This is a genomic window from Leisingera sp. NJS204, assembly GCF_004123675.1.
In the GTDB taxonomy this organism is placed as follows: domain Bacteria; phylum Pseudomonadota; class Alphaproteobacteria; order Rhodobacterales; family Rhodobacteraceae; genus Leisingera.
Genome location: NZ_CP035417.1, coordinates 3947281 through 3966873 on the forward strand (window position 1 = coordinate 3947281; position 19593 = coordinate 3966873).

22 protein-coding genes and 1 pseudogene are annotated in these 19593 nt (G+C 59.3%); 12 read left to right on the top strand and 11 right to left on the bottom strand.

Going from position 1 to position 19593, the window contains the following annotated elements; translation table 11 throughout:
• Positions 1-188 precede the first annotated feature (188 nt).
• Together ETW24_RS19165 and ETW24_RS19170 are read left to right on the top strand one after the other, a co-directional pair.
• Positions 189-1214: a LacI family DNA-binding transcriptional regulator gene (locus tag ETW24_RS19165; protein WP_129372523.1), complete on the top strand. Its 1026-nt coding sequence runs from the start codon at positions 189-191 to the stop codon at positions 1212-1214.
• Positions 1214-2416 (top strand): winged helix-turn-helix domain-containing protein, encoded by a 1203-nt coding sequence (locus ETW24_RS19170; protein ID WP_129372524.1) that lies wholly within the window; start codon positions 1214-1216, stop codon positions 2414-2416. The genes ETW24_RS19165 and ETW24_RS19170 overlap by 1 nt, the downstream gene beginning before the upstream one ends.
• 4 nt (positions 2417-2420) lie before the next feature.
• Here the strand turns inward: ETW24_RS19170 and ETW24_RS19175 are convergent, their stop codons facing one another.
• The 5 genes from ETW24_RS19175 to ETW24_RS19195 all read right to left on the bottom strand — a co-directional run bounded on the left by ETW24_RS19175 (position 2421) and on the right by ETW24_RS19195 (position 7111).
• Positions 2421-2864: an acyl-CoA thioesterase gene (locus ETW24_RS19175; protein WP_129372525.1), complete on the bottom strand. Its 444-nt coding sequence runs from the start codon at positions 2862-2864 to the stop codon at positions 2421-2423.
• 13 nt (positions 2865-2877) lie between these two features.
• The gene (locus ETW24_RS19180) at positions 2878-4383 is read right to left on the bottom strand and encodes a TRAP transporter large permease (RefSeq protein WP_129372526.1); all 1506 of its coding nucleotides are present in this window, start codon (positions 4381-4383) and stop codon (positions 2878-2880) included.
• On the bottom strand, positions 4380-4961 hold the full coding sequence (locus ETW24_RS19185; protein WP_129372527.1) for a TRAP transporter small permease: 582 nt from the start codon (positions 4959-4961) through the stop codon (positions 4380-4382). Before ETW24_RS19185 ends, ETW24_RS19180 begins: the two co-directional genes overlap by 4 nt.
• Before the next feature lie 81 nt (positions 4962-5042).
• Positions 5043-6086, bottom strand: coding sequence for a TRAP transporter substrate-binding protein (locus ETW24_RS19190; protein WP_129372528.1), 1044 nt, complete (start codon positions 6084-6086; stop codon positions 5043-5045).
• A gap of 326 nt (positions 6087-6412) precedes the next feature.
• Positions 6413-7111 (bottom strand): fumarylacetoacetate hydrolase family protein, encoded by a 699-nt coding sequence (locus tag ETW24_RS19195; protein WP_129372529.1) that lies wholly within the window; start codon positions 7109-7111, stop codon positions 6413-6415.
• Between the two features lie 332 nt (positions 7112-7443).
• Here ETW24_RS19195 and ETW24_RS19200 point away from each other — a divergent pair.
• Positions 7444-7918, top strand: a pseudogene (locus tag ETW24_RS19200) (transposase); the annotation flags it as partial.
• A gap of 573 nt (positions 7919-8491) precedes the next feature.
• Here the strand turns inward: ETW24_RS19200 and ETW24_RS25420 are convergent.
• Positions 8492-8683, bottom strand: coding sequence for an IS66 family transposase (locus ETW24_RS25420; RefSeq protein WP_164982776.1), 192 nt, complete (start codon positions 8681-8683; stop codon positions 8492-8494).
• Between the two features lie 471 nt (positions 8684-9154).
• The gene (locus tag ETW24_RS19210; protein WP_129372530.1) at positions 9155-10483 is read right to left on the bottom strand and encodes a FliI/YscN family ATPase; all 1329 of its coding nucleotides are present in this window, start codon (positions 10481-10483) and stop codon (positions 9155-9157) included.
• 88 nt (positions 10484-10571) lie between these two features.
• Between ETW24_RS19210 and ETW24_RS19215 the strand changes: the two genes are divergently transcribed.
• From ETW24_RS19215 to ETW24_RS19255, 9 genes are read left to right on the top strand one after another with little or no spacing between them, the layout of a single operon-like run.
• Positions 10572-10961 carry a FlgB family protein gene (locus ETW24_RS19215; RefSeq protein ID WP_129372531.1) on the top strand — a complete coding sequence of 130 codons (390 nt, stop codon included), beginning with the start codon at positions 10572-10574 and terminating at the stop codon, positions 10959-10961.
• 13 nt (positions 10962-10974) lie between these two features.
• Positions 10975-11367 (top strand): flagellar basal body rod protein FlgC, encoded by a 393-nt coding sequence (gene flgC / locus ETW24_RS19220; RefSeq protein ID WP_024092263.1) that lies wholly within the window; start codon positions 10975-10977, stop codon positions 11365-11367.
• A gap of 22 nt (positions 11368-11389) precedes the next feature.
• Positions 11390-11686: a flagellar hook-basal body complex protein FliE gene (fliE, locus tag ETW24_RS19225; RefSeq protein WP_129372532.1), complete on the top strand. Its 297-nt coding sequence runs from the start codon at positions 11390-11392 to the stop codon at positions 11684-11686.
• 3 nt (positions 11687-11689) lie between these two features.
• Positions 11690-11962: a flagellar biosynthetic protein FliQ gene (locus tag ETW24_RS19230; protein WP_027257092.1), complete on the top strand. Its 273-nt coding sequence runs from the start codon at positions 11690-11692 to the stop codon at positions 11960-11962.
• Positions 11962-12678, top strand: coding sequence for a flagellar hook-basal body complex protein (locus ETW24_RS19235; protein ID WP_129372533.1), 717 nt, complete (start codon positions 11962-11964; stop codon positions 12676-12678). Before ETW24_RS19230 ends, ETW24_RS19235 begins: the two co-directional genes overlap by 1 nt.
• Before the next feature lie 10 nt (positions 12679-12688).
• Positions 12689-13474, top strand: a complete 786-nt coding sequence (gene flgG, locus ETW24_RS19240) for a flagellar basal-body rod protein FlgG (protein WP_027257090.1) — start codon at positions 12689-12691, stop codon at positions 13472-13474.
• Complete coding sequence (flgA, locus tag ETW24_RS19245) at positions 13474-13896, top strand: flagellar basal body P-ring formation chaperone FlgA (protein ID WP_129372534.1); 423 nt, start codon at positions 13474-13476, stop codon at positions 13894-13896. Before flgG ends, flgA begins: the two co-directional genes overlap by 1 nt.
• A complete protein-coding gene (flgH, locus tag ETW24_RS19250; protein ID WP_129372535.1) occupies positions 13896-14636 on the top strand; it encodes a flagellar basal body L-ring protein FlgH in 741 nt (246 codons plus the stop codon). The genes flgA and flgH overlap by 1 nt, the downstream gene beginning before the upstream one ends.
• 8 nt (positions 14637-14644) lie before the next feature.
• A complete protein-coding gene (locus ETW24_RS19255) occupies positions 14645-15142 on the top strand; it encodes a flagellar basal body-associated FliL family protein (RefSeq protein WP_129372536.1) in 498 nt (165 codons plus the stop codon).
• Positions 15143-15225: 83 nt separating this feature from the next.
• Here the strand turns inward: ETW24_RS19255 and ETW24_RS19260 are convergent, their stop codons facing one another.
• Genes ETW24_RS19260 through flhA form a run of 4 tightly spaced genes read right to left on the bottom strand, consistent with a single transcriptional unit; the run spans position 15226 to position 19515 of the window.
• A complete protein-coding gene (locus ETW24_RS19260) occupies positions 15226-15624 on the bottom strand; it encodes a hypothetical protein (protein ID WP_129372537.1) in 399 nt (132 codons plus the stop codon).
• Positions 15621-16709 carry a flagellar type III secretion system protein FlhB gene (gene flhB, locus ETW24_RS19265; RefSeq protein ID WP_129372538.1) on the bottom strand — a complete coding sequence of 363 codons (1089 nt, stop codon included), beginning with the start codon at positions 16707-16709 and terminating at the stop codon, positions 15621-15623. Before flhB ends, ETW24_RS19260 begins: the two co-directional genes overlap by 4 nt.
• Positions 16706-17485: a flagellar biosynthetic protein FliR gene (locus tag ETW24_RS19270; RefSeq protein WP_129372539.1), complete on the bottom strand. Its 780-nt coding sequence runs from the start codon at positions 17483-17485 to the stop codon at positions 16706-16708. Before ETW24_RS19270 ends, flhB begins: the two co-directional genes overlap by 4 nt.
• Complete coding sequence (gene flhA / locus ETW24_RS19275; protein WP_247676697.1) at positions 17482-19515, bottom strand: flagellar biosynthesis protein FlhA; 2034 nt, start codon at positions 19513-19515, stop codon at positions 17482-17484. Before flhA ends, ETW24_RS19270 begins: the two co-directional genes overlap by 4 nt.
• Between the last annotated feature and the right edge of the window lie 78 nt (positions 19516-19593).

Genomic DNA, 19593 nt, shown 5'->3' on the forward strand with positions numbered 1-19593 from the left:
TGGCGCTGCGCACCAAAATGGAGACCATAGGGCGCGTCAGCTAGAAGCCTCTGCCGGGGTCAGTTGCAACGCTTGCTCACATTAGGATGGGCGGGGCCGAATGCCGGTTTGCCGCGCGCAGTTTCCATTGTGCAGCAACCGATGTCTGCGCTAACGTTGCACACAGCAATAACAAGAGGCTCAGGAACGTGACCACGGACAGCAAGCGCCCTCTCACCCTCCGCGATGTATCCGAAGCGACCGGTGTATCCGAAATGACCGTAAGCCGCGTACTGCGCAATCGCGGCGATGTGTCGGAAAAGACCCGCACCAAGGTGCTGAGTGCCGCCAAGGAACTGGGCTACGTGCCCAACAAGATCGCTGGCGCGCTGGCTTCGAACCGGGTGAACCTGGTGGCGGTGATCATCCCCTCGTTGTCGAATATGGTGTTCCCCGAGGTGCTGACCGGCGTCAACAAGGTGCTGGAGAATACCGAGCTGCAACCGGTGGTCGGCGTCACCGACTATCAGCCCGAGAAAGAGGAAAAGGTGCTGTACGAGATGCTCTCTTGGCGCCCCTCCGGTGTGATAATTGCAGGACTGGAACATACCGAGGCCGCCCGCGCCATGCTGAACAGCGCCGGTATCCCGGTGGTGGAGATCATGGATACCGACGGTAAGCCGGTGGATGCGATGGTCGGCATTTCCCACCGTCGTGCGGGCCGCGAAATGGCCAAGGCGATCCTTAAGGCCGGATACCGGCATATTGGCTTCATGGGCACCAAGATGCCGCTTGATCACCGGGCGCGAAAGCGGTTCGAAGGTTTCACCGAGGCGCTGGCCAAGGAAGGCGTGGAGATCGAAGACCGCGAGTTTTACTCAGGCGGTTCGGCGCTGGCCAAGGGGCGCGAGATGACTGAAGCCATGCTGGAGCGCTCACCGGAATTGGATTTTCTTTATTTCTCCAATGACATGATCGGCGCGGGCGGGTTGCTGTATCTGCTCGATCAGGGCATTGATGTGCCGGGCCAGATTGGCCTGGCCGGGTTCAACGGGGTGGAGCTGCTGCAGGGGCTGCCCCGCAAGCTGGCCACCATGGACGCCTGCCGCCTGGACATCGGACGCAAAGCGGCTGAGATCATTGCGGCACAGCTGGACGATCCGGACACAGAGGTCGATAAGCATGTCACGCTGACCCCGACCATTTCCTATGGCGACACGCTGAAACGGCGCTGATGGCGCCGCAACGGCTGGACAATCAAAGCGCGCGGCGGCTGTTCCTGGACCGCCACGCCCTGCTGGAGCAGCCTTCTGGCCCTGCCAAGGGTGCGGACTTGCTGGCGCTGATCCAGCGTTTGGGGTTTGTGCAGCTCGACAGCATCAATACGGTGGCGCGCGCCCATGACGTGATCCTCTATTCACGCCGCCCGGGTTATCGCGCCAAACATCTGAAGCAGCTCTACGAGCGGGACCGCGGGCTGTTTGAGCATTGGACCCATGACGCCGCGATGATCCCGATGGTGTTTTACCCTCATTGGCATCTGCGGTTTCAGCGTGACACCGAGCTGCTGCGCAAACGCTGGCGCAACTGGCGGCGCGACGGGTTTGAGGCGCAGTTCGAAACCGTCCTGAACCATGTGCGGGATCACGGCCCAGTCAGTTCTTCTGACCTTGGCAAGGATGAAAAAAAGGGTTCCGGCGGCTGGTGGGACTGGCATCCGTCCAAAACCGCGTTGGAATATCTCTGGCGTTCCGGCGCGCTGACAGTGGTGGGGCGTGAAGGATTTCAGAAACGCTATGACCTGACCGAGAGAGTGATTGAGGAGCATCTGCGCCCTAGCACCTCCTGCGACGCGACTGCGACCATTAATTGGCTCTGCTCCGCTGCGATGGACCGGCTGGGCTTTGCCACCTCAGGCGAACTCGCGTCGTTCTGGGACACCGCTTCTCCGGCGGAAGCCAAGGTATGGTGCGCCGAACAGCTGCGCCAAGGAGAGCTGGAAGAGATCGAGATCCTGCAGGCTGACGGCAAGCTGCGCAAAGTGTTCGCCCGTCCGGGCACCGTGGAGGCCGGTGCGGAATTGGGTCCGGCACCGGGCCGGATGCGGGTGCTCAGCCCCTTTGACCCTGCCCTGCGCGACCGCAAGCGGGCGGAACGGCTGTTCGGTTTCCATTACCGGATCGAGGTCTTCACCCCCGCACCCAAGCGCCAGTACGGCTATTACGTCTTTCCATTGCTGGAGGGCACACGCCTGGTTGGCCGGATCGATATGAAGGCGGACCGGGACGCGGGCGTCCTGCGCGTCACCGCCGTATGGCCTGAACGGGATGTGAAATGGTCCCTGCCCCGCACCAAGCGGCTGGAGGCAGAACTGGACCGGGTTGCGCGCTTTACCGGCCTCAGCAAAGTGAGTTTCGCTGACGGCTGGTTGCGCTGAGGTATTATTCGGGCCGTAGCTGCGCCTCGATCACCTGCCGGTAATCTTCCGGCGCGGGTTTTGCAGTAAAGCTCTCCGGAGCTATGAAAACGCAAACGAACTTGCCTTCAAAGCACAGCACCCCATCTTGCCGCGCTTTCACCCGGAAAGTCACCGACTTACCACCCAGTGCCGAAGGCCAGACCTCGCATTTCAACCGGTGCCGCGGGGTAACCGGCGACCGGAAATCGATGCTCATATGCACGAATGGCGTACCGGTTCCGCGGTCCAGCTCCATCTGATACCAGCCATCGCCGCCCAGGTGATGCTCCCACCAGGCGTCAATCGCCTCCAGCGCGAAAACTGGCAGCCGCCCGGTATAGGCAATCCGGGCCGGGTCGCAATCGCCCCAGCCCACGCGGATTTCATGCTCGAAACCCGGCTGCCGCCCTGTACTGTTCTGCGCCATCACACTAGCCCCGTCATTGCATCAGCATCAGCGGCAGCAGCGTGATAATCGGGAAGGCAACCAGAATGACCACCCGGATAAGATCAGAGGCAACAAAGAACATCACCGCCTTGTAAGTGTCGATCATCTTGGTCTTACGGTCCATTGCGCTGATGATGAACAGGTTCATGCCCACTGGCGGGGTGATCAGGCCGACCTCGACCACGATCAGCACCAGGATCCCGAACCAGATAGCGACATATTCCGCCTCGATCCGGTTCACCCGGCCTTCGGTCACCCGGATGCCTAGCTCTTTCATCTGCTCGCGGGTGAGTTCCGCTCCGGCCGCAATGGCGTCCTTGATCGAGGCGAGCATCTCTGCCCCCATCCCTTCAGGCACGCCAGCCTTCAGCACATCCATCGCTGCATCCGCCTGCATTGCTGGCAGCGACAGCAGACCGAAGTCCATCGCCGAGATCACCGGAAAGAAGATCGGGATCGTCAGCAGGATCATCGACAGCGAATCCATCAGGCAGCCGAAGACCAAGTAGAATCCCAGGATCAGTGCCAGCACCATCCAAGGACTAAGACCCTGGCTCACAACGTAATCAGCCAATTCCTGCGGTACTTTTGTGAGCGCCAGGAAACCATTGTAGAAACCAGCACCCAGCACGATGAAGAAAATCATCGCAGTGGACCGCGCTGTTACCAAAAAGCTGTCAGCCAGTGTTTCGCGGTTCAGCCCGCCATTGGTCCAGGCGATGAAGCCGGTGCCAAATGCGCCCACGGCTGCACCCTCGGTCGGGGTGAACCATCCCAGATAGATGCCGCCCACCACCAGGCCGAACACCAGAAGCACCGGCCAGACATGTACCAGCGCGGCAAAACGCTCGCGCATCGGAACTGGCGGGCGGGTGCCGGCACTTTCCGGGAACAGGCGCACATAGACCGAGATTGCAATTACATAACCCAAAGCTGCCAGCAGGCCCGGAATGAAGGCTGACAGGAACAGCTTGGCGATGTTCTGCTCGGTCAGGATTGCATAGATGACCAGCACAACAGAAGGCGGGATCAAGATGCCCAGCGTGCCGCCCGCCGCCAGTGTCGCGGTCGAAAATCCGCCGGCATAGCCGTATTGCTTCAGCTCCGGCAGCGCGACCCGGCCCATCGTGGCCGCGGTGGCCAAGGACGAGCCGCAGATCGCACCAAAGCCTGCGCAGGCGCCGATGGCCGCCATCGCAACCCCGCCCTTGCGGTGGCCGAGGAATCCTTCAGCCGCTTTGAACAACGCGGTGGACATGCCGCCCAGCGTCGCGAAATGCCCCATCAGCAGGAACATCGGCACAATGGTCAGCGAATAGGAGGAGAAGGTCGAATAGGTTTCGCTTTTCAGCCGCCCGAACGCAACCTGGGTGCCGTCCGTGACCCAGATCAGCCCGCCAAGGCCAACCAGAAACATCGAAAGCCCGATAGGCACCCGCAGAAAGATCAGCAGCATCAGAACCGGGAAGGAGGCGATGCCAATTTCAAGAGCCGTCACTGTTCGCCCTCCACGCCGTCCCAGATCAGGATCCGGCCGGTAAAAAATTCGATGGTGCGGATTGCACCCATGTAGAGACCCACAATCGCGGCGACGACAGCCGCCACCATGCTGACGCCGTAGGCCCACCAAACCGGAAACTCGAGCAGGAAGGAGGTCTCGCCATTGGAGAACTTGCTCGCAAGCCCAGCCCCCAGCCGCCAGGCGATAAGAATCAGCGCCGCGGCAAAGACAATTTCGGTCACCATCCGCAAAAACCGGTTCACTCCGCGCGGAAACGTATTGGCCACCACATCAACCGAGGCATGCCCCGCGGTGATCTGGCACAGCGGCAGAAAGGCGAAGATCGCAAAGGCCACACCGGCCTCGACCAGTTCAAAGTCGCCATTGACCGGCCCGACCCAGCCGGTCATCCACTTTGAGAACCCCGGCGCAATCCGCTCCATCAAATCGCCATGGAAGACACCGTTGAGCAAACGCCCAGCGATCGAAACACATGTCAAAATGATCAGAAGAGTGAGGACCGCACCGCCCAGGTAGGCCATGGATTTGGCCAGCCGCATCATGAGCTTGTGCATTATTCAGTTGCCTTATTCCGGTATGCAAAGGGCCGCAGTGCCAATGCCGTGCGGCCCTTCACTTTTATCAATCAAAACGCCTTACTGATACTGCGGCGTGTATTTCTCGATCAGCCCGCTGGCTTCTTCGATCAGCGCATTGCCGTCGATACCCTTTTCGGCCATGTCGGCGATCCACTTGTCGTAGATCGGCTGCGAGCGTTCACGCCAGACGGCAGTCTGTTCTTCGTCCAGGGTGATCACAGTGTTGCCCAGATCCAGCGCCATCTCGCGTGAGGGACCATCCGAATCCGCCTGGGTGCCGCCGGCAAAGACCGAGAATTCCAAGCCGGAGTTTTCGTCGATCGCCTTCTTCAGGTCATCCGGCAGGCTCTCATACTTCTCTTTGTTCATCGCCAGAACAAAGGTCAGCGTATACAGCGCCTTGCCAGTGAACTCAGTGTGGTTCTCCACCAGCTCCGGGACCTTCAGCGCCGCCGTCACTTCCCACGGAATGGTGGTGCCGTCGATCACGCCCTTGGACAGGCCTTCCGGAATAGCCGGAACCGGCATCCCCACCGGGGTTGCACCCAGCTCAGTCAGCAATGCGTTGACCGACCGGCCACCGCCGCGGATCTTCATGCCTTCCAGATCTTCAGGCGTTTCCACCGGGTCGGCGGTGTGGATTAAGCCGGGTCCATGCACCCAGGTGCCCAGAATGTGGACATCCTTGAACTCGGTGTCCTTCATGTGCTTGTCGAACATTTCCCAATAGGCGTGCGACACGGCGCGCGCATTGGTCATCATGAATGGCAGCTCGAACACTTCGGTTGAAGGGTAGCGGCCCGGGGTATAGCCTACTACGGTCCAGACGATATCCGCCACGCCATCAATGGCCTGATCCATCAGCTCAGGCGGCTTGCCCCCCAGTTGCATCGACGGGAAGCGATCAACCTTGATGCGCCCGCCCGAGGATTCCTCGACGTTGTCCGCCCAAACATCCAGGATCAGTTTCGGCACGTTTGCCTGTGCCGGCAGGAACTGGTGCAGTTTCAGGGTCACCTCCTGAGCAAATGCCGGCATTGCGCCGAACATTGCCAAGGCCGCTGCCCCCGCTGCCCCCAATAGCTTTCTCCGAGTAGTCATGTCTGTCCTCCCTTAGACCAAATTATTTGCAGGGCCCGCCGCTCTCGCAACATTACTGCGGCAGATGGCAGAATTCTTTCCGTATCCGCCACCAAGGCCCCTCGCAGGGTTCGTTTTACGAACCAGTTGCCCCCCTGCTATTAGGTGCATTTGTAACTATCAACAGCGGATCATGCATTTTCCACTCATGAAATCTGCCTGCGCTTCCTGAACTCAGACAAGTTTCACAGCTTATATGTTACAAAGCCCCCCGCACTCACATTCAAATTGATACATATTAAGATGGCCGCATGGCAACAAAAATCATGGCTTTGCGCCGCCTTACGTCATTCCGCAGCAGCCAGCGTCAAGTCGACCTGCGGCAGCCCATCAACCCCGCCGCGCATCCGGTCGCCTGCCCGAACGGCTCCAACACCGGCCGGCGTTCCAGTCAGAATCACATCTCCGGGCCGCAAGTGATAAAAGCCGGACAGATGACAGATAATCTCCTCAACGGACCAGATCATTTCCTCCAGCGCGGCGTCCTGCCGGATCTCCCCGTTCACCTCCAGCCAAATGCGCCGGCCAGGCGGACTGCCCCAATCTGCTGCCCGGGCCAGCGGCGCAAACACCGCCCCGTTCTCCAGATCCTTGCCCAGATCCCAGGGGCGTTGTTTCTGCCGCTCACGGATCTGCAGGTCGCGGCGGGTCATATCCAGCGCACATCCATAGCCAAAGACAGCAGCCTTCGCCTCTTCGGCGGATGCTTGGAACACCGGCGCACCAATCGCCACAGACAGCTCCATCTCATAGTGGAAGTTTTCAGTCCCCGGCGGATAGGGCACAACCGCGCCCGTCAGCACCGCATTGACCGCCGTCTTGGTGAAGTAAAATGGCGCCTCGCGGTCCACTTCATTGCCCATTTCGGCAGCATGAGCCGCGTAATTGCGCCCAACGCAGAAAATCCGCCCGATCTGGTATCCAGCCGGTTCTCCGGCGACCGGAATCACCGGTGCTTCCTGCAATGTGAACAGAATCTCACCCATCAAAGAATCCTTCAAACCTCGGCAGATTCAGGCTGCCTCACCAAGTCAGAACCGCAATCCAACAGCCTGTAAACCCCGCTTTCGGCTTGAATGCCCTGCACATGGCTCTCCAGCACATTCCTGATCTTCACTTCCGATGAATACTGCTTGCGCGTCGCGCGTTTGATGCAAAACCTCCCCCAATGAAGTGGTCCGCGCCTATGTTTAGGAATGCGGAGGACCATAGATGGCTAAAGGAGACCGAAGCCCGAAGCCCGAAGCCCGAAGCCCGAAGCCCGAAGCCCGAAGCCCGAAGCCCGAAGCCCGAAGCCCGAAGCCCGAAGCCCGAAGAGATTGACGTGAAGTTGCGGCAAATTGAAGTCCTTATGGGGCAAGGCATGCCCCGGATTGATGCAATCCGTCAGGTCTGTGTGACTGAACAAACGTACTACGGTTGGAAGAAATAGTACGGCGGTATGGGCACAGAGCAGCTTAAGGAACTGAAGCGGCTTCAGAAGGAGATCGAGCGCTTGAGTAGGGCGGTATCGGACCTGACGTTGGACAAATTGATCCTGTCCGAGGCCGCAAAGGAAGCGAAGAGCGTCCCGGAAACATTCATCAGACCGTTTCAGCCCTGAACGGGCGGAGCCCCTGAGCCCCTCGCGCTGCCATGCTTGCATTGATTTTGTGAGCAGCCAAATGAAGGTTTCCGAGCGTCGCGTTTGCCGCGTCCTGGGCCAGCACCGGTCCACACAGAGACGAGAGCCGGTTGGTCGGGCTGACGAAGACCATCCGGTTGCGGACATGATCGAGCTGACACGTCAGTATGACGATACGGCTTCGCCGCAGTGTCCGGTGGACGTATGCCCAATCTGGCTGAAATGCGCGCCGCGCCGCCTCCCGGGCAGTTCCTGGAGAGACGAGCCGCTCAAGCTCGGCATCCGCCATCTCCGGCGGCAGCGGCCAGTTTAAGCCTGCCTCTTGTTCACGCTCCAGATAACCCAGCAGCGTGGTGTGGCCAATCGCCAGGCTCGCCGCCATCCGGCGGGCCGACAGGCCCTCGGCTGAAAGCCGCAGTACGTCCCGTATCTTCCGTATCCACTGCCCGGCAGGCGCATACGCGCATGCTGCCTAGAGGGGGCAATCTCTTCATCGCGCTCCCTCCGGTCCCAAAAGAACCGCAAGCAGATGGCCTTGCAGCAACACGTCAGAGAAGTTGCCGGATGTGGTTGGAACGGGTGGCCGGATCACACCGGATTACGCACCCTGATACAGCTTAGCCACTGGTCCGAAATCCTGCGACCATCACTAGGGCAACTGGGTGGACAGTTGCTGCCCCAAGGTCAGATATCGCGGGCGAGAGCCCAGAGATACCCCTTCTTTACTTTGCTTCTGACAGGATCAGGGCCAGGAGCCGTGGTCTCGTCCCTGAAGAGCTTGGTGGGCTGTTTTGAGAATCGCCTGCTGCGCGGCATAAACCGCGGTCGTCTCATAGGCGGCTTTGCCCACCCACGCCGCCAACATGGTGCAGCCCAATTCGACGCCCAGTCGTGCATAAATTCGCACCTGCCGATGATGCGGCAGGTTGAGCACAACTCCCGGGAAGCGACCAGCAACGTAATTCTCACGGCGTCGGTGATTAAAAACAGGGCACGCCTTTGAAAATATCCTGCACGCCCCAGATGATGGTGAAGATCATCACGTCAATTTCGCCGTTTCCAGCAGTGCCGACTTCAGCTCGGCCCACTTCATGCCCTTCAGGACAGCCATGCAGAACTCCACAAAGGCCCCCAGCGCGCCATCCGACGCTACGCCGGCAAATGATTGGGCGCATGTTTCAATACCATGGCACGCTACTTGCGGTCGCTTCAGGTTCCAAAGTCACAGAGACAATCAGTGCCTTCAGATCATCAGGCCAAGCAGATGTTCGCGCCGACCCGTTACAAATCAGAAGTATGTAAATACCTCAGTAGGGGTATCCTTGAAGCATCCCTGTGAGAAATTCCATCGCCGCAGTTACTCGCCGATCAAATGATCAGACGGTAGGTGGAGCCAACGCGCCGCTTACCGTCCCGCCTTGGCCCGGCGCAGCAACAGAAGCAGCCGATTGAAACTGCTGGTGATTCCTTCCGGATCTTCGCGGCCGAAAAAACCGTCCAGTTCCGGCCACAGTTTAACAGCCTTGTCCAGCACCGCGTCATTACCCTCAGCATAGAGACCGGCCCTGATCATCACTTCCGACTGTTCATAAGCGCCCAAGAATTTGCGCACATCCTGGATTGCCGTGTTTTCATCGGCAGTGGCCGCAGCAGGCAGACTGCGGGAGACTGAGCGTGAGACGTCAATCGCCGGGAACCTGCCGCGTTCGGCGATTTCCCGGTTCAATACAATATGACCGTCCAGAACACCTCGCAGAATATCTGCAATCGGCTCATCCATGTCGGAACCGGCCACCAGGACGCTGAACACAGCAGTGATATCACCCTGCCCGTCTGCGCCAGGGCCAGCCCGCTCGCACAGGCCGGTGATCAGCGGTGTTACCGATGGAGGGTATCCGCGCAAGGCAGGTGCTTCGCCCGAAGCGGCTGAAATCTCCCGGTGCGCCTCGGCGAAACGGGTAACCGAGTCGGCTAGGAACAGCACATTCTTACCCTGATCGCGAAAATGCTCGGCAACTGTCATGGCGGCCCAGGCGCAACGGCGCCGAACCAGCGCGGACTGATCGGACGTAGCAGCCACCACAACCGCCCGGCGCATGCCATCGGGTCCCAGAACCTGTTCGACAAAGTGATTCACCTCCCGGCCGCGTTCCCCGATCAACGCCATGACCACCACATCCGCTTCCATGCTTTGGGCCAGTTTTGCCAACAGAGACGATTTTCCGACGCCGGAGCCCGCAAAAAGACCCACCCTTTGGCCGCGCACAATCGGGAGAATCGTGTTCAATACCGCCTGCCCGGTCGCCAAACGCTCTCCCATCGGCCGCCTGCCGGCGGCTTTGGGCGGGGACGCCATCAGATCCCGCGGCGCGGATCCCGGCAGCAAGGGGCGGCCATCCAGCGGCTCCCCAAAGGGATCAATCACCCTGCCAATCCAGTGATCGCTGGGCAAAAACTCAGGCGAGGGGTGCAGCACCACCGGGTCACCGACAGCAGCGCCATCAGGCGCCCTATCAGGCAACATGCTGATATTACTTCCATTAATCTTCAGAACTTCGCCATGCAACTCGTCCTGCGGGCCGCGCCGCAGCACCAGCCGGTCACCGATCCGCGCGGCAGAAGCCAACCCGCTGACTTCGATTTCCCCGCCAGAGATCGCGGTAACCCTGCCCATCTGTGTTGCCAGGCGTTTTCCGGCTATTTGACGGGTCAGTGCTTGCAGCTCTGCTTTCATTGCAGCGGCCTCCATTGATGTCCTGAAAACAATTTCTAAAGGAATCGGGGTTAAGCCTTGATTGAAATCGATCAAGGGAGAAGCCCTGGTGTTCACAGAACTGAACGTATTCAAAATTTCTCACGCCATGGCAGTTCATGCCGGGACGCGCCAGGCATTGGTGTCCCAGAACATCGCCAACGCCGATACGCCTGGTTACCACGCCAAGGACATCAAGCCATTCAAGGAAGTCTTTGCAGCCGGGGCCCGCCCGAGCAGCATGATCGCAACCCGCGGCAGCCATCTGAACGGCACCGCTGGCAACGGTATGGACTGGGCCGTCACTTCAAGCGAGGACGGCAGCGATCCCAATGACAACTCAGTGTCTGTCGAAACCGAACTTCTAAAAGGCGTTGAAGTTTCCCGGCAGCACAAGCGGGCCTTGGCCATCTACAAATCCTCGATGAATGTCCTGCGCGCAAGCCTTGGCAAAACCTAAGGGAGGATGAGAGATGAGTGAATTTTCAAGAGCCCTTTCCGTCACTGCCAGCGGTCTCAAGGCGCAAGCCTCGCGTCTGCGCCACGTGTCGGAAAACATCTCCAACGCTGACACTCCGGGCTACCGGCGCAAAACGGTGCCGTTTGAAGCGGTGCGCGAACTGCAAACCGATGTGGAGCATGTGCGCACCGGCCGGGTCACGCTGGACCGCAGCGATCTGGAAGAAGTCTACGACCCTTCGCATCCGATGGCCGATGAAAGCGGGCATTACGACGGCTCCAATGTCGATCTGATGATCGAGATCGCCGACGCCCGTGAAGCCCAGCGAAGCTATGAAGCCAACCTGAAGATGTTCGAGCAGACCCGCACAATGTCCGCATCACTCATGGACCTATTGAGACGTTAACCAAAACATTTGGAGATCCAGAATGGATATTCGCAGTCTTTCCGCGGCAACCGGCTATGCCGCTGCCCGTCCCGCCACCAAAGCCGATCCCGAATATGCGGGCACTGGCGCAGGCCCCCGCCTGAAAGAGAGCTTTGAGAATTTCGCGGCGACTTTGCAGCAAAGTGAACAGGTCTCAATGCAGGCGATGACCTCAAACGCCGACCCGCACGCTTTGGTGCAGGCCCTGGCGCAGACCGAACTGGCAGTCGAAACTGCGGTTACCGTGCGCAACAAGGTCGTCGAAGCTTACCAGGAAATCCTGAGGATGCCGGTCTAAGCCATGATGAGCGAAAGCCTCTTCTATGACACGCTGCGCCAAGCGCTGTGGGCCGCCGTCACCATGTCGACGCCGATCCTGGTTGTTGCACTGGTTGTCGGTCTGGCCATCGGCCTGTTTCAGGCTCTGACGTCGGTGCAGGAAATGACCCTGACCTTCGTGCCCAAACTGACAGCGATCCTGGTCGTGTTCTGGATGACAATGGGCTTCATGACACAAACGCTGGTGGCCTTCTTCCACGGCCACGTTGTTCCGATGATTGCCGGAGGTTCGTAATGGAAAATGCAGGCTACGCAACCCTTTCACGCCAAACGGGCCTGATGCGGGAGATGCGCGTCATTGCCAACAATATCGCGAACTCGGCCACTACCGGCTACCGCCAGGAGGGCCTGATCTTTTCGGAATTTGTGCAGTCCTCGCCCGGCCAGCAGTCGCTGTCAATGTCGCGCGCAAATATCTTCAATACCTCGATGGAGCAGGGTCAGCTGACCAAAACCGGCGGCTCGTTTGACTTTGCAATCGAGGGCGACGCCTTCTTTATGGTGGAAACGCCGCAAGGCGAAAGGTTGACCCGTTCAGGTGCCTTCTCCCCCAATGCTGATGGCGATCTGGTGACCATGGATGGATACCGGGTGCTGGATGCCGGCCGCGCGCCGGTCTTTGTTCCGCCGGATGCCGGCAAGATCGAAGTCGGGGCGGATGGTTCGCTCAGTGCAAACGGGCGGCTTCTGGGACAGCTTGGCCTGTTCAAGCCGATGGAGCAGCACACGCTGGTGCGCGAGGACGGAGTGATGTTCCGCGTCGACGGCGAGATTGAGGACAGTTTTGATGCGAAAGTGCTGCAAGGCTTTCTCGAAGGCTCCAACGTGAATGCGATTTCCGAAGTGACCCGCATGATCGAAGTCCAGCGCGCCTATGAAATGGGCCAAAGCTTTCTGCAGGCGGAAGACGAACGCATCCGCAATGCCATCAAAAACCTGATCAAGACCTAGGAGAATCCAGATGCGTGCCTTGAAAATCGCAGCGACCGGCATGAGCGCTCAGCAATTGCGGGTGGAGACTATCTCCAACAACCTCGCCAATATGAACACCACAGCCTACAACGCCCGGCGCGCCGAGTTTGCCGATCTGCACTACCAGCAGATCTCGCGGGCCGGCAGTGTCAACGCATCGGATGGCACGGTGCTGCCGACCGGCGTGCAGGTTGGCCTGGGTGTGCGCCCCGCCGCCGTCTCGGTGCATTTGTCGCAAGGCGCGCTGCAGCAGACCAACAATGATCTGGATCTCGCCATCGACGGCAAGGGCTATCTTGAGGTCACATTGCCGTCCGGCCAGACCGCCTATACCCGCGACGGCGCATTGAAACGCTCAGCCGAAGGGCTGATCGTGACGTCGGACGGTTTTGCAGTTTCTCCCGAAGTCACCATTCCTGATGATGCTGTCAGTATCTCGATCAACGCTGAGGGCGAAGTCTACGGGTACTTTGATGAAACCTCGGCAGGCCAGTTGTTGGGCCAGTTCACTCTGGCGGGCTTTACCAACCCCAAAGGCCTTGAGGCGATCGGCAGCAACCTGTTCACCGAAACAGAGGCCTCTGGTGCTGCCACTGTATCTACGGCCGGCGAAGACGGGCTTGGCACCCTGCGCCAGGGATATCTGGAGGCCAGTTCCGTGGATGCGGTGCGCGAGGTCACCGAGCTGATCGAAGCCCAGCGGGGCTATGAAATGAATGCCAAGGTCATCTCGGCTGTCGACCAGATGATGGGCGCAACAACACAGGTGCGCTGATGAAACTTGCTCTTGCCTGTCTGACCGCAGCGGCGCTTTGCGCACCGCCCGCCTGGGCGGAATATCTGATCCCGCTGCGTACGATACGCGCAAAGGCGATCGTCAATGCCGAGGACCTGGCTCTGAAAAAAGGCGAGATCCTTGGTGCGCTGTCGGACCCGGCAGCGGTTGTCGGTCAGGAGGCGCGCGTCGCACTATACGCAGGTCGGCCGTTGCGGGCTGGCGATATCGGCCCGCCGGCCATCATTGAACGCAATGACCTGGTCACTTTGACCTTCCGCCAGGGTGTCCTGACCATAGCGGCCGAAGGCCGCGCCTTGGGACGCGGCGCTGCTGGCGAGGCCGTCCGGGTCATGAATCTTAATTCCCGCACCACCGTAACCGGGCGGATCGCGGCAGACGGTTCCGTTGAGGTAAACTGATGAAAAAGAAACTTTCCCCCGTCAAACCGCTGCTGTTCGGGCTCGCCCTGCTGGGTGCCTGCGGCCGGATGGATCATATGGGCAAACCGCCCTCTTTCACCCCGTCCAATGAAAGCTCTGAACATGTTGCAATGCTGTACCAGGGATTGCCTGCACAGACACAGAACCGGCGCACCGTTGATGGCGCATCCCTGTGGAGCGGCTCGCAGCAATCACTGCTGGGCGACCGCCGCGCGATCAAGCGCGGCGATATCCTGACGGTGGTGATCGAGATCGATGAAGAGGCCGAAATTTCCAACGACACCCAGCGCTCACGCTCGGGGGCTGAAAGCCTGAACATGCCGCATCTCCTTGGCCTGCCCCAGCGTCTGGACAGAAAACTGCCGGAAGGTGCCACCTCCGCCGACGCCGTGGAACTGGGCAGTTCCAGTTCTGCCGGCGGCAAAGGATCCGTCAAGCGCAGCGAAAAGCTGGAATTGCGAGTTGCTGCGACTGTTGTCGATGTTCTGCCCAACGGCGTGCTGGCGATCAGCGGCACCCAGGAACTGAGGGTGAATTTCGAACTGCGCGAGCTCTTGGTGACCGGCTATGTCCGGCCGCAAGACATCAGCCGCCAGAACGAGATCACTTATGACAAGATCGCTTCGGCCCGTGTGTCCTATGGCGGCCGTGGCCAAATCACTGACGTTCAGCAGCCGCGCTACGGCCAGCAGCTGCTCGACGCCATTCTGCCGTTCTGAGGGTTGCCATGCTGTCTAAACTCCTTCCAGTCATCCTGCTGATCATCGGGACCGGAGGCGGCATTGGCGCCGGCATCATGCTGGCGCCTCCGCCTGAGGAAAATCAAGCCGCTGCCGGCGGCGAGACCGCCCCAGCCCCGGAAGAGGCCGCAGAGGAAACCGCTGAAGAAAGCGAAGAAAACCAGCGCGAATACATCAAAGTCGGCGACCAGTTTGTGGTGCCGATTGTGGAGCGCGACCAGATGACATCCCTGGTGGTGATCTCGCTCAGCCTTGAGGTAAAGAAAGGTATTGCGGAAAAAGTGCATTCCTACGCGCCCAAGTTGCGGGATGTTTTTCTGCAAGTTCTCTTCGACCACGCCAATATGGGCGGTTTCCGCGGGGCGTTTACCCGCTCAGATGTCTTGGAACCCCTGCGCACGGCGCTGCGCGAGGCGGCACAGAAACATATCGGCAAAGGCGTCTATGACGTTTTGATCATGGAAATATCACGGCAGGACGTCTGACCGGCGAGCAGCCGATCCAATATAGAAAAGGCCGGTCCCGCTAAGGACCGGCCATTTTTTGTTTACGCCATACTCAAGGTATTTCAGCCGTCCAGCAGCCGGTCCATGAAGGCTTTTGCCTGCTCAGCTTTGTGCCGCTTGCGTTCAGAGGCCGCCATGGTTTCCACCGCGTGTTTGCGCCCAAAGGCTTTGCGCAGCTGATCCATCATCCGCAGCTTTTGTGCCGTTGCCTGCGCCAGCTCCAGGTTCAATTGGCGCCGGGTGCGGGTATGCCAGCCTTGCCACAACAGATCTGCCCCCAAAGCCTTCATCGTGTGATCGCTGTCTGCCGGTTCCCGGGCGGCCTGCACTTGGCTGTTCAGTTTGGCCAACTTTCCGCGAAGCTGCGCCTCCCGGGCCAGAGCCGGCTGTATTTTCGCATGCTCCTGCATATACTGCGCTGCAGTCACTGCCGCCATCTGATCCAGCATCTTCTGCTTCATGTGATCTTCCCTTTAGCACGCTTGCGCATCTCTTCGGCAAACCGGATGGCCGCCGCTACCGGTGCGTAATGCTCTTCCAGAATTTCGCCGCCGATCTCAATCGTGGCATGCAATGCCCGCGCTGTTGGCGGATCACTGTGAATCGGAACGCCGTTTTCATTGGCAACACGCCGGATCGCCGCGGCCACTTCATCAACCCCTTTGGCAACGCAGACAGGCGCGGAACCCTTCTCGCGGCTCCATTGCAGCGCCACCGCATAGTGAGTCGGGTTGACAACCACCACGTCGGCTTTGGGCACATCGGCCATCATTTGCCCCATCGCGATCTGCTGGCCGCGCTGACGGCGCTGACCTTTCATATGGGGATCGCCTTCGGACTCCTTCATTTCGTCCTGGATCTCCTTCCGGGACATCATGTTTTTGCGGTGGTGTTCCGCATGTTGAAAGGCCGCATCCACAATACCGATCGTTATCGCGATGAGCAGCGCCAAAAACAAAAACTCCATCGCCAGCTGCGACAGCATCAAGACAACAGACTGCGGGCCAGTGCCGGACGAAGCGATCATGTCCGGAAGCCGGTAAGACAGGTAGACGCCCAGGCAGATCGAATAGAGCACCAGCTTCACAAAACTTTTGAAAAACTCGAACAGCCCGGATCTGCCAAATTTGTTCTTGGCCCCCGAGATGAGAGAAATACGAGACAGCTTCGGCTCCAGCTTACTGGGCGCAAAAACCAGCGCACGCTGTCCGACAATCGACAACAGAACCAATGCAAAAGGAACCAGAAACCATGGCAGAGCAGGGCGCACGGCACTTTCGATGAAGCCCCCCACGGGGGCCGCAGCCGGCCCTTCAAAAAACAGCGGGGCCAGCTTGTCCGGCTGGTCCAGAAAGGCCATCAGAGCGGTGCCTATTCCCTCAACGCTGCTGCTGCCGGCAGTGTAGACTGCGATGATCAGACCCAGATAGGCTGCGGCGACGGACAGATCCGTGGATTTGGCAACTTCGCCTTTCTCCCGGGCCTTGCGGAGTTTCTGTTCCGTCGGCTCGAATGATTTGTCTGAATCGTCGTCCTGGCCGCTCATGGCATTCCGCCTCCAGGATTCGACATAAACGTCATCAGAGCCCTGGACCAAACATCCAGGATCATCGGACTGCCGACCATCAGGATAAACAGGCCGCCGAAGGTAATCGCCGGCGCGCCGACCATGGCCACCATCAGCTGCGGCATAGCCCGGTTAATCACGCCCAGCGCCAAGTTGTAGATCACCGCTGTAATGACAAAAGGCGCCGCCAGTGTGAACGCCAGCGAAAAGCTTTGCGAAACCCGGTACACACCCCATTCCGCCAAGCCGGAAGCCGCGGGAAACTGACCAGCAGGAAACAGCCGGTAGGAGCCAATGAGCAATTCCGCCGCCCGGATATGCAGACCCATCATTACAGCAAGAGTCACACCGGAAATCATCAGAACGGCCCCCAGAGCCGGCATTGGCTCTGCGCCGATGCCGCCCAGAACCTGTGACAACGACGTGCTTTGCGCCGCCATTGTACCGGCCGTCTGCAATGCCAGTACAAAGATCCGGACACCAATCCCCAGTGCCAGGCCAATGATCGCTTCGGCAACAGCAATCCGGGCAAATTCTATCGCACCATCCGGCTCAGGAAGGGCCGGAAGTGCAGGCGCCACCACAAAAGTAAAGGCCGCAGCAACTGCAAGTTTGACCCGGGTGGGGACATACAGCTCACCCACCGCGGGCAGCACCGATACCATGGCCGACACCCGCAGAAATACGATTGCAGCATGCCAGAACCCTGCCCCCAGCAGCGCTATAAGCTCTGGCGGCAGAAAGTTCAGGTTCATGCTTGCACCATTCCAACCAGGGCAGGCCGCGCCTCAAGGCCGATTTCTTCGAACGATAGAACCGGGTTGCTGATACCCCGTGATTTCAAAATGGTCTTCAGGTAACGGCGGCGGCGGGTCGAGGTCACAACCGCCGCAAACACACCTTGGTCGGTGATTGCCGACAGCTTCTCGGTCAGCCCATCGGCAAGCATATTGAACAAGTCGGGCGGCAAGGCAATGTCCAACCCGGCACCTTGCGCATCCACTTGATACGTTGAGAATTTGTCTTCCCATTCCGGTGCCAGCTGGATCAAAGGAATGGTCCCGTCCTCGCGTTTCATCTCGGCCACCAGCTGGAACCCCAGCCGCTGGCGCACATGTTCACAGATCAGCTCGGGCTGGGTGGTGTGTTGCCGGGCTTCGGCAATCGATTCCAAGATCAGCGGCATATTGCGGATGGAAACCCGCTCCTCCAGCAGCAGACGCAGCACCGAGTGAAGTGTATCCATCGGAACCTTGTCCGGCACCAGCGCATCCAGCAGCTTGCGGTTCGCTTCGGACCGGAAGTTATCGGAAAGCTGCGTCATCTCATCCAACAGGCGACGCAGCGATTTGAGCGTCAGCAAGCGGGAGAAATTCTGTTTGATGATCTCCAGCAGATGGGTTGCCAGGATTTCCGGCGGTGTGACCACAGTAGCCCCGGCCAGGGCGGCCTGTTCCTGCGACTTGGCTGAGATCCAACGGGCCGGCGCGCCGTAGACCGGCTCAGTCACATCAGTGCCGGGTGGCAGCGCGTCATGATTGTCCGGCATCAAGGCCAGAACCATGTCGGGATGCAAAGTGCCGCGCACCTGCTCAACCCCCTGCACTTTGACCACATAGGTGCCTCTTTCCAGCTCATGCTGATCTGTCAGCCGGATTTCCGGCAGGATCAGACCAAAGGTGGTGGCAATATGGGACCGCATGTTGGCAATGCGGGCATCAAGCCCGGTGCCGGCATCAAGTACCATGCTGACCAGATCCGGTGAAAACTCCAGATGCAGATCATCCAGATCCAGAATATCTCCGAGCGGCCGGCTTGCAGTAGGATCTGCGGCCTCTTCGATCTTTTCCTCGATCTCCGCCTCTGCATCATCCTGCTTCTTCTTTGCCATCCGGAAAGCCGCGTAGCCCAGCACACTGCCACCGGTCACAAATGGCAGAAATGGCAGACCGGGAACCAGTGCAAACAGGACCATCAGCACTGCGACAGTTGTCAGCGCAGCGGGATGGCGGCCGAATTGCTCGAACAGGGCGGTATCGGTGGCACCGGTGGTGCCACCGCGAGCCAGCAGCAGAGCCGCTGCAATGGAAATGATCACAGATGGGATCTGCGACACCAGACCGTCGCCCACAGTCAGAATGGCATAGGTTTCAAACGCGCTGCCAACAGGCATGCCATGGACCAGAACGCCCATGATCAGCCCCATGACCAAGTTCAGCAAGGTGATCAAAAGTCCGGCAATGGCGTCGCCTTTGACAAATTTCGACGCGCCGTCGAGCGAACCAAAGAAAGTGGTTTCCTGCTGATCCCGCTCACGGCGTTCCTTGGCGGTCTGGTGGTCAATGGCGCCGGCTGACATGTCGGCGTCGATCGCCAGCTGTTTGCCTGGCATTCCATCCAGTGCAAAACGGGCACCCACTTCGGCCATCCTGGCGGCCCCCTTGGTGATCACCATGAAGTTGACGATCAACAAAACTCCGAACACCACTAGACCCAGGAATACGCTGCCCCCCATCACAAATTGGGCGAAACCTTCGATCACATTGCCGGCCGCGTCGGTGCCGGAATGCCCCTGGCCGATGATCAGTTTGGTGGAGGATATGTTCAGTGACAGCCGAAGCATCAGCGAGGCCAGAAGGATCGTCGGGAAAGAGGAGAAATCCAACGGCCGTTCAATGAACAGGGTGATGGTGAAGATCAGGATGGCAAGCCCAAAGGAGGCCGCCAGGCCAACATCCAGCACCCAGGCCGGCATCGGCAGGATCATCATCACAATAATCGCCATAAGCGCCAGCGCCAGCAGGACGGTCGGGCTGAAAAGTTGTTCAGTGGTAAGCTTAGGCACAGTTCAGGCCCCGCAAAT

What these genes read in the sequence shown, in the direction of transcription:
- ETW24_RS19170 (WP_129372524.1), top strand. Translation starts at nt 1,214, where the DNA reads ATGGCGCCGCAACGGCTGGACAATCAAAGCGCGCGGCGGCTGTTCCTG.
- ETW24_RS19175 (WP_129372525.1), bottom strand. Translation starts at nt 2,864, where the DNA reads ATGGCGCAGAACAGTACAGGGCGGCAGCCGGGTTTCGAGCATGAAATC.
- ETW24_RS19185 (WP_129372527.1), bottom strand. Translation starts at nt 4,961, where the DNA reads ATGCACAAGCTCATGATGCGGCTGGCCAAATCCATGGCCTACCTGGGC.
- ETW24_RS19190 (WP_129372528.1), bottom strand. Translation starts at nt 6,086, where the DNA reads ATGACTACTCGGAGAAAGCTATTGGGGGCAGCGGGGGCAGCGGCCTTG.
- ETW24_RS19195 (WP_129372529.1), bottom strand. Translation starts at nt 7,111, where the DNA reads ATGGGTGAGATTCTGTTCACATTGCAGGAAGCACCGGTGATTCCGGTC.
- ETW24_RS19210 (WP_129372530.1), bottom strand. Translation starts at nt 10,483, where the DNA reads ATGAAAGCAGAGCTGCAAGCACTGACCCGTCAAATAGCCGGAAAACGC.
- flgC (WP_024092263.1), top strand. Translation starts at nt 10,975, where the DNA reads ATGAGTGAATTTTCAAGAGCCCTTTCCGTCACTGCCAGCGGTCTCAAG.
- fliE (WP_129372532.1), top strand. Translation starts at nt 11,390, where the DNA reads ATGGATATTCGCAGTCTTTCCGCGGCAACCGGCTATGCCGCTGCCCGT.
- ETW24_RS19230 (WP_027257092.1), top strand. Translation starts at nt 11,690, where the DNA reads ATGATGAGCGAAAGCCTCTTCTATGACACGCTGCGCCAAGCGCTGTGG.
- ETW24_RS19235 (WP_129372533.1), top strand. Translation starts at nt 11,962, where the DNA reads ATGGAAAATGCAGGCTACGCAACCCTTTCACGCCAAACGGGCCTGATG.
- flgG (WP_027257090.1), top strand. Translation starts at nt 12,689, where the DNA reads ATGCGTGCCTTGAAAATCGCAGCGACCGGCATGAGCGCTCAGCAATTG.
- flgA (WP_129372534.1), top strand. Translation starts at nt 13,474, where the DNA reads ATGAAACTTGCTCTTGCCTGTCTGACCGCAGCGGCGCTTTGCGCACCG.
- flgH (WP_129372535.1), top strand. Translation starts at nt 13,896, where the DNA reads ATGAAAAAGAAACTTTCCCCCGTCAAACCGCTGCTGTTCGGGCTCGCC.
- ETW24_RS19255 (WP_129372536.1), top strand. Translation starts at nt 14,645, where the DNA reads ATGCTGTCTAAACTCCTTCCAGTCATCCTGCTGATCATCGGGACCGGA.
- ETW24_RS19260 (WP_129372537.1), bottom strand. Translation starts at nt 15,624, where the DNA reads ATGAAGCAGAAGATGCTGGATCAGATGGCGGCAGTGACTGCAGCGCAG.
- flhB (WP_129372538.1), bottom strand. Translation starts at nt 16,709, where the DNA reads ATGAGCGGCCAGGACGACGATTCAGACAAATCATTCGAGCCGACGGAA.
- ETW24_RS19270 (WP_129372539.1), bottom strand. Translation starts at nt 17,485, where the DNA reads ATGAACCTGAACTTTCTGCCGCCAGAGCTTATAGCGCTGCTGGGGGCA.
- flhA (WP_247676697.1), bottom strand. Translation starts at nt 19,515, where the DNA reads ATGGCGATTATTGTGATGATGATCCTGCCGATGCCGGCCTGGGTGCTG.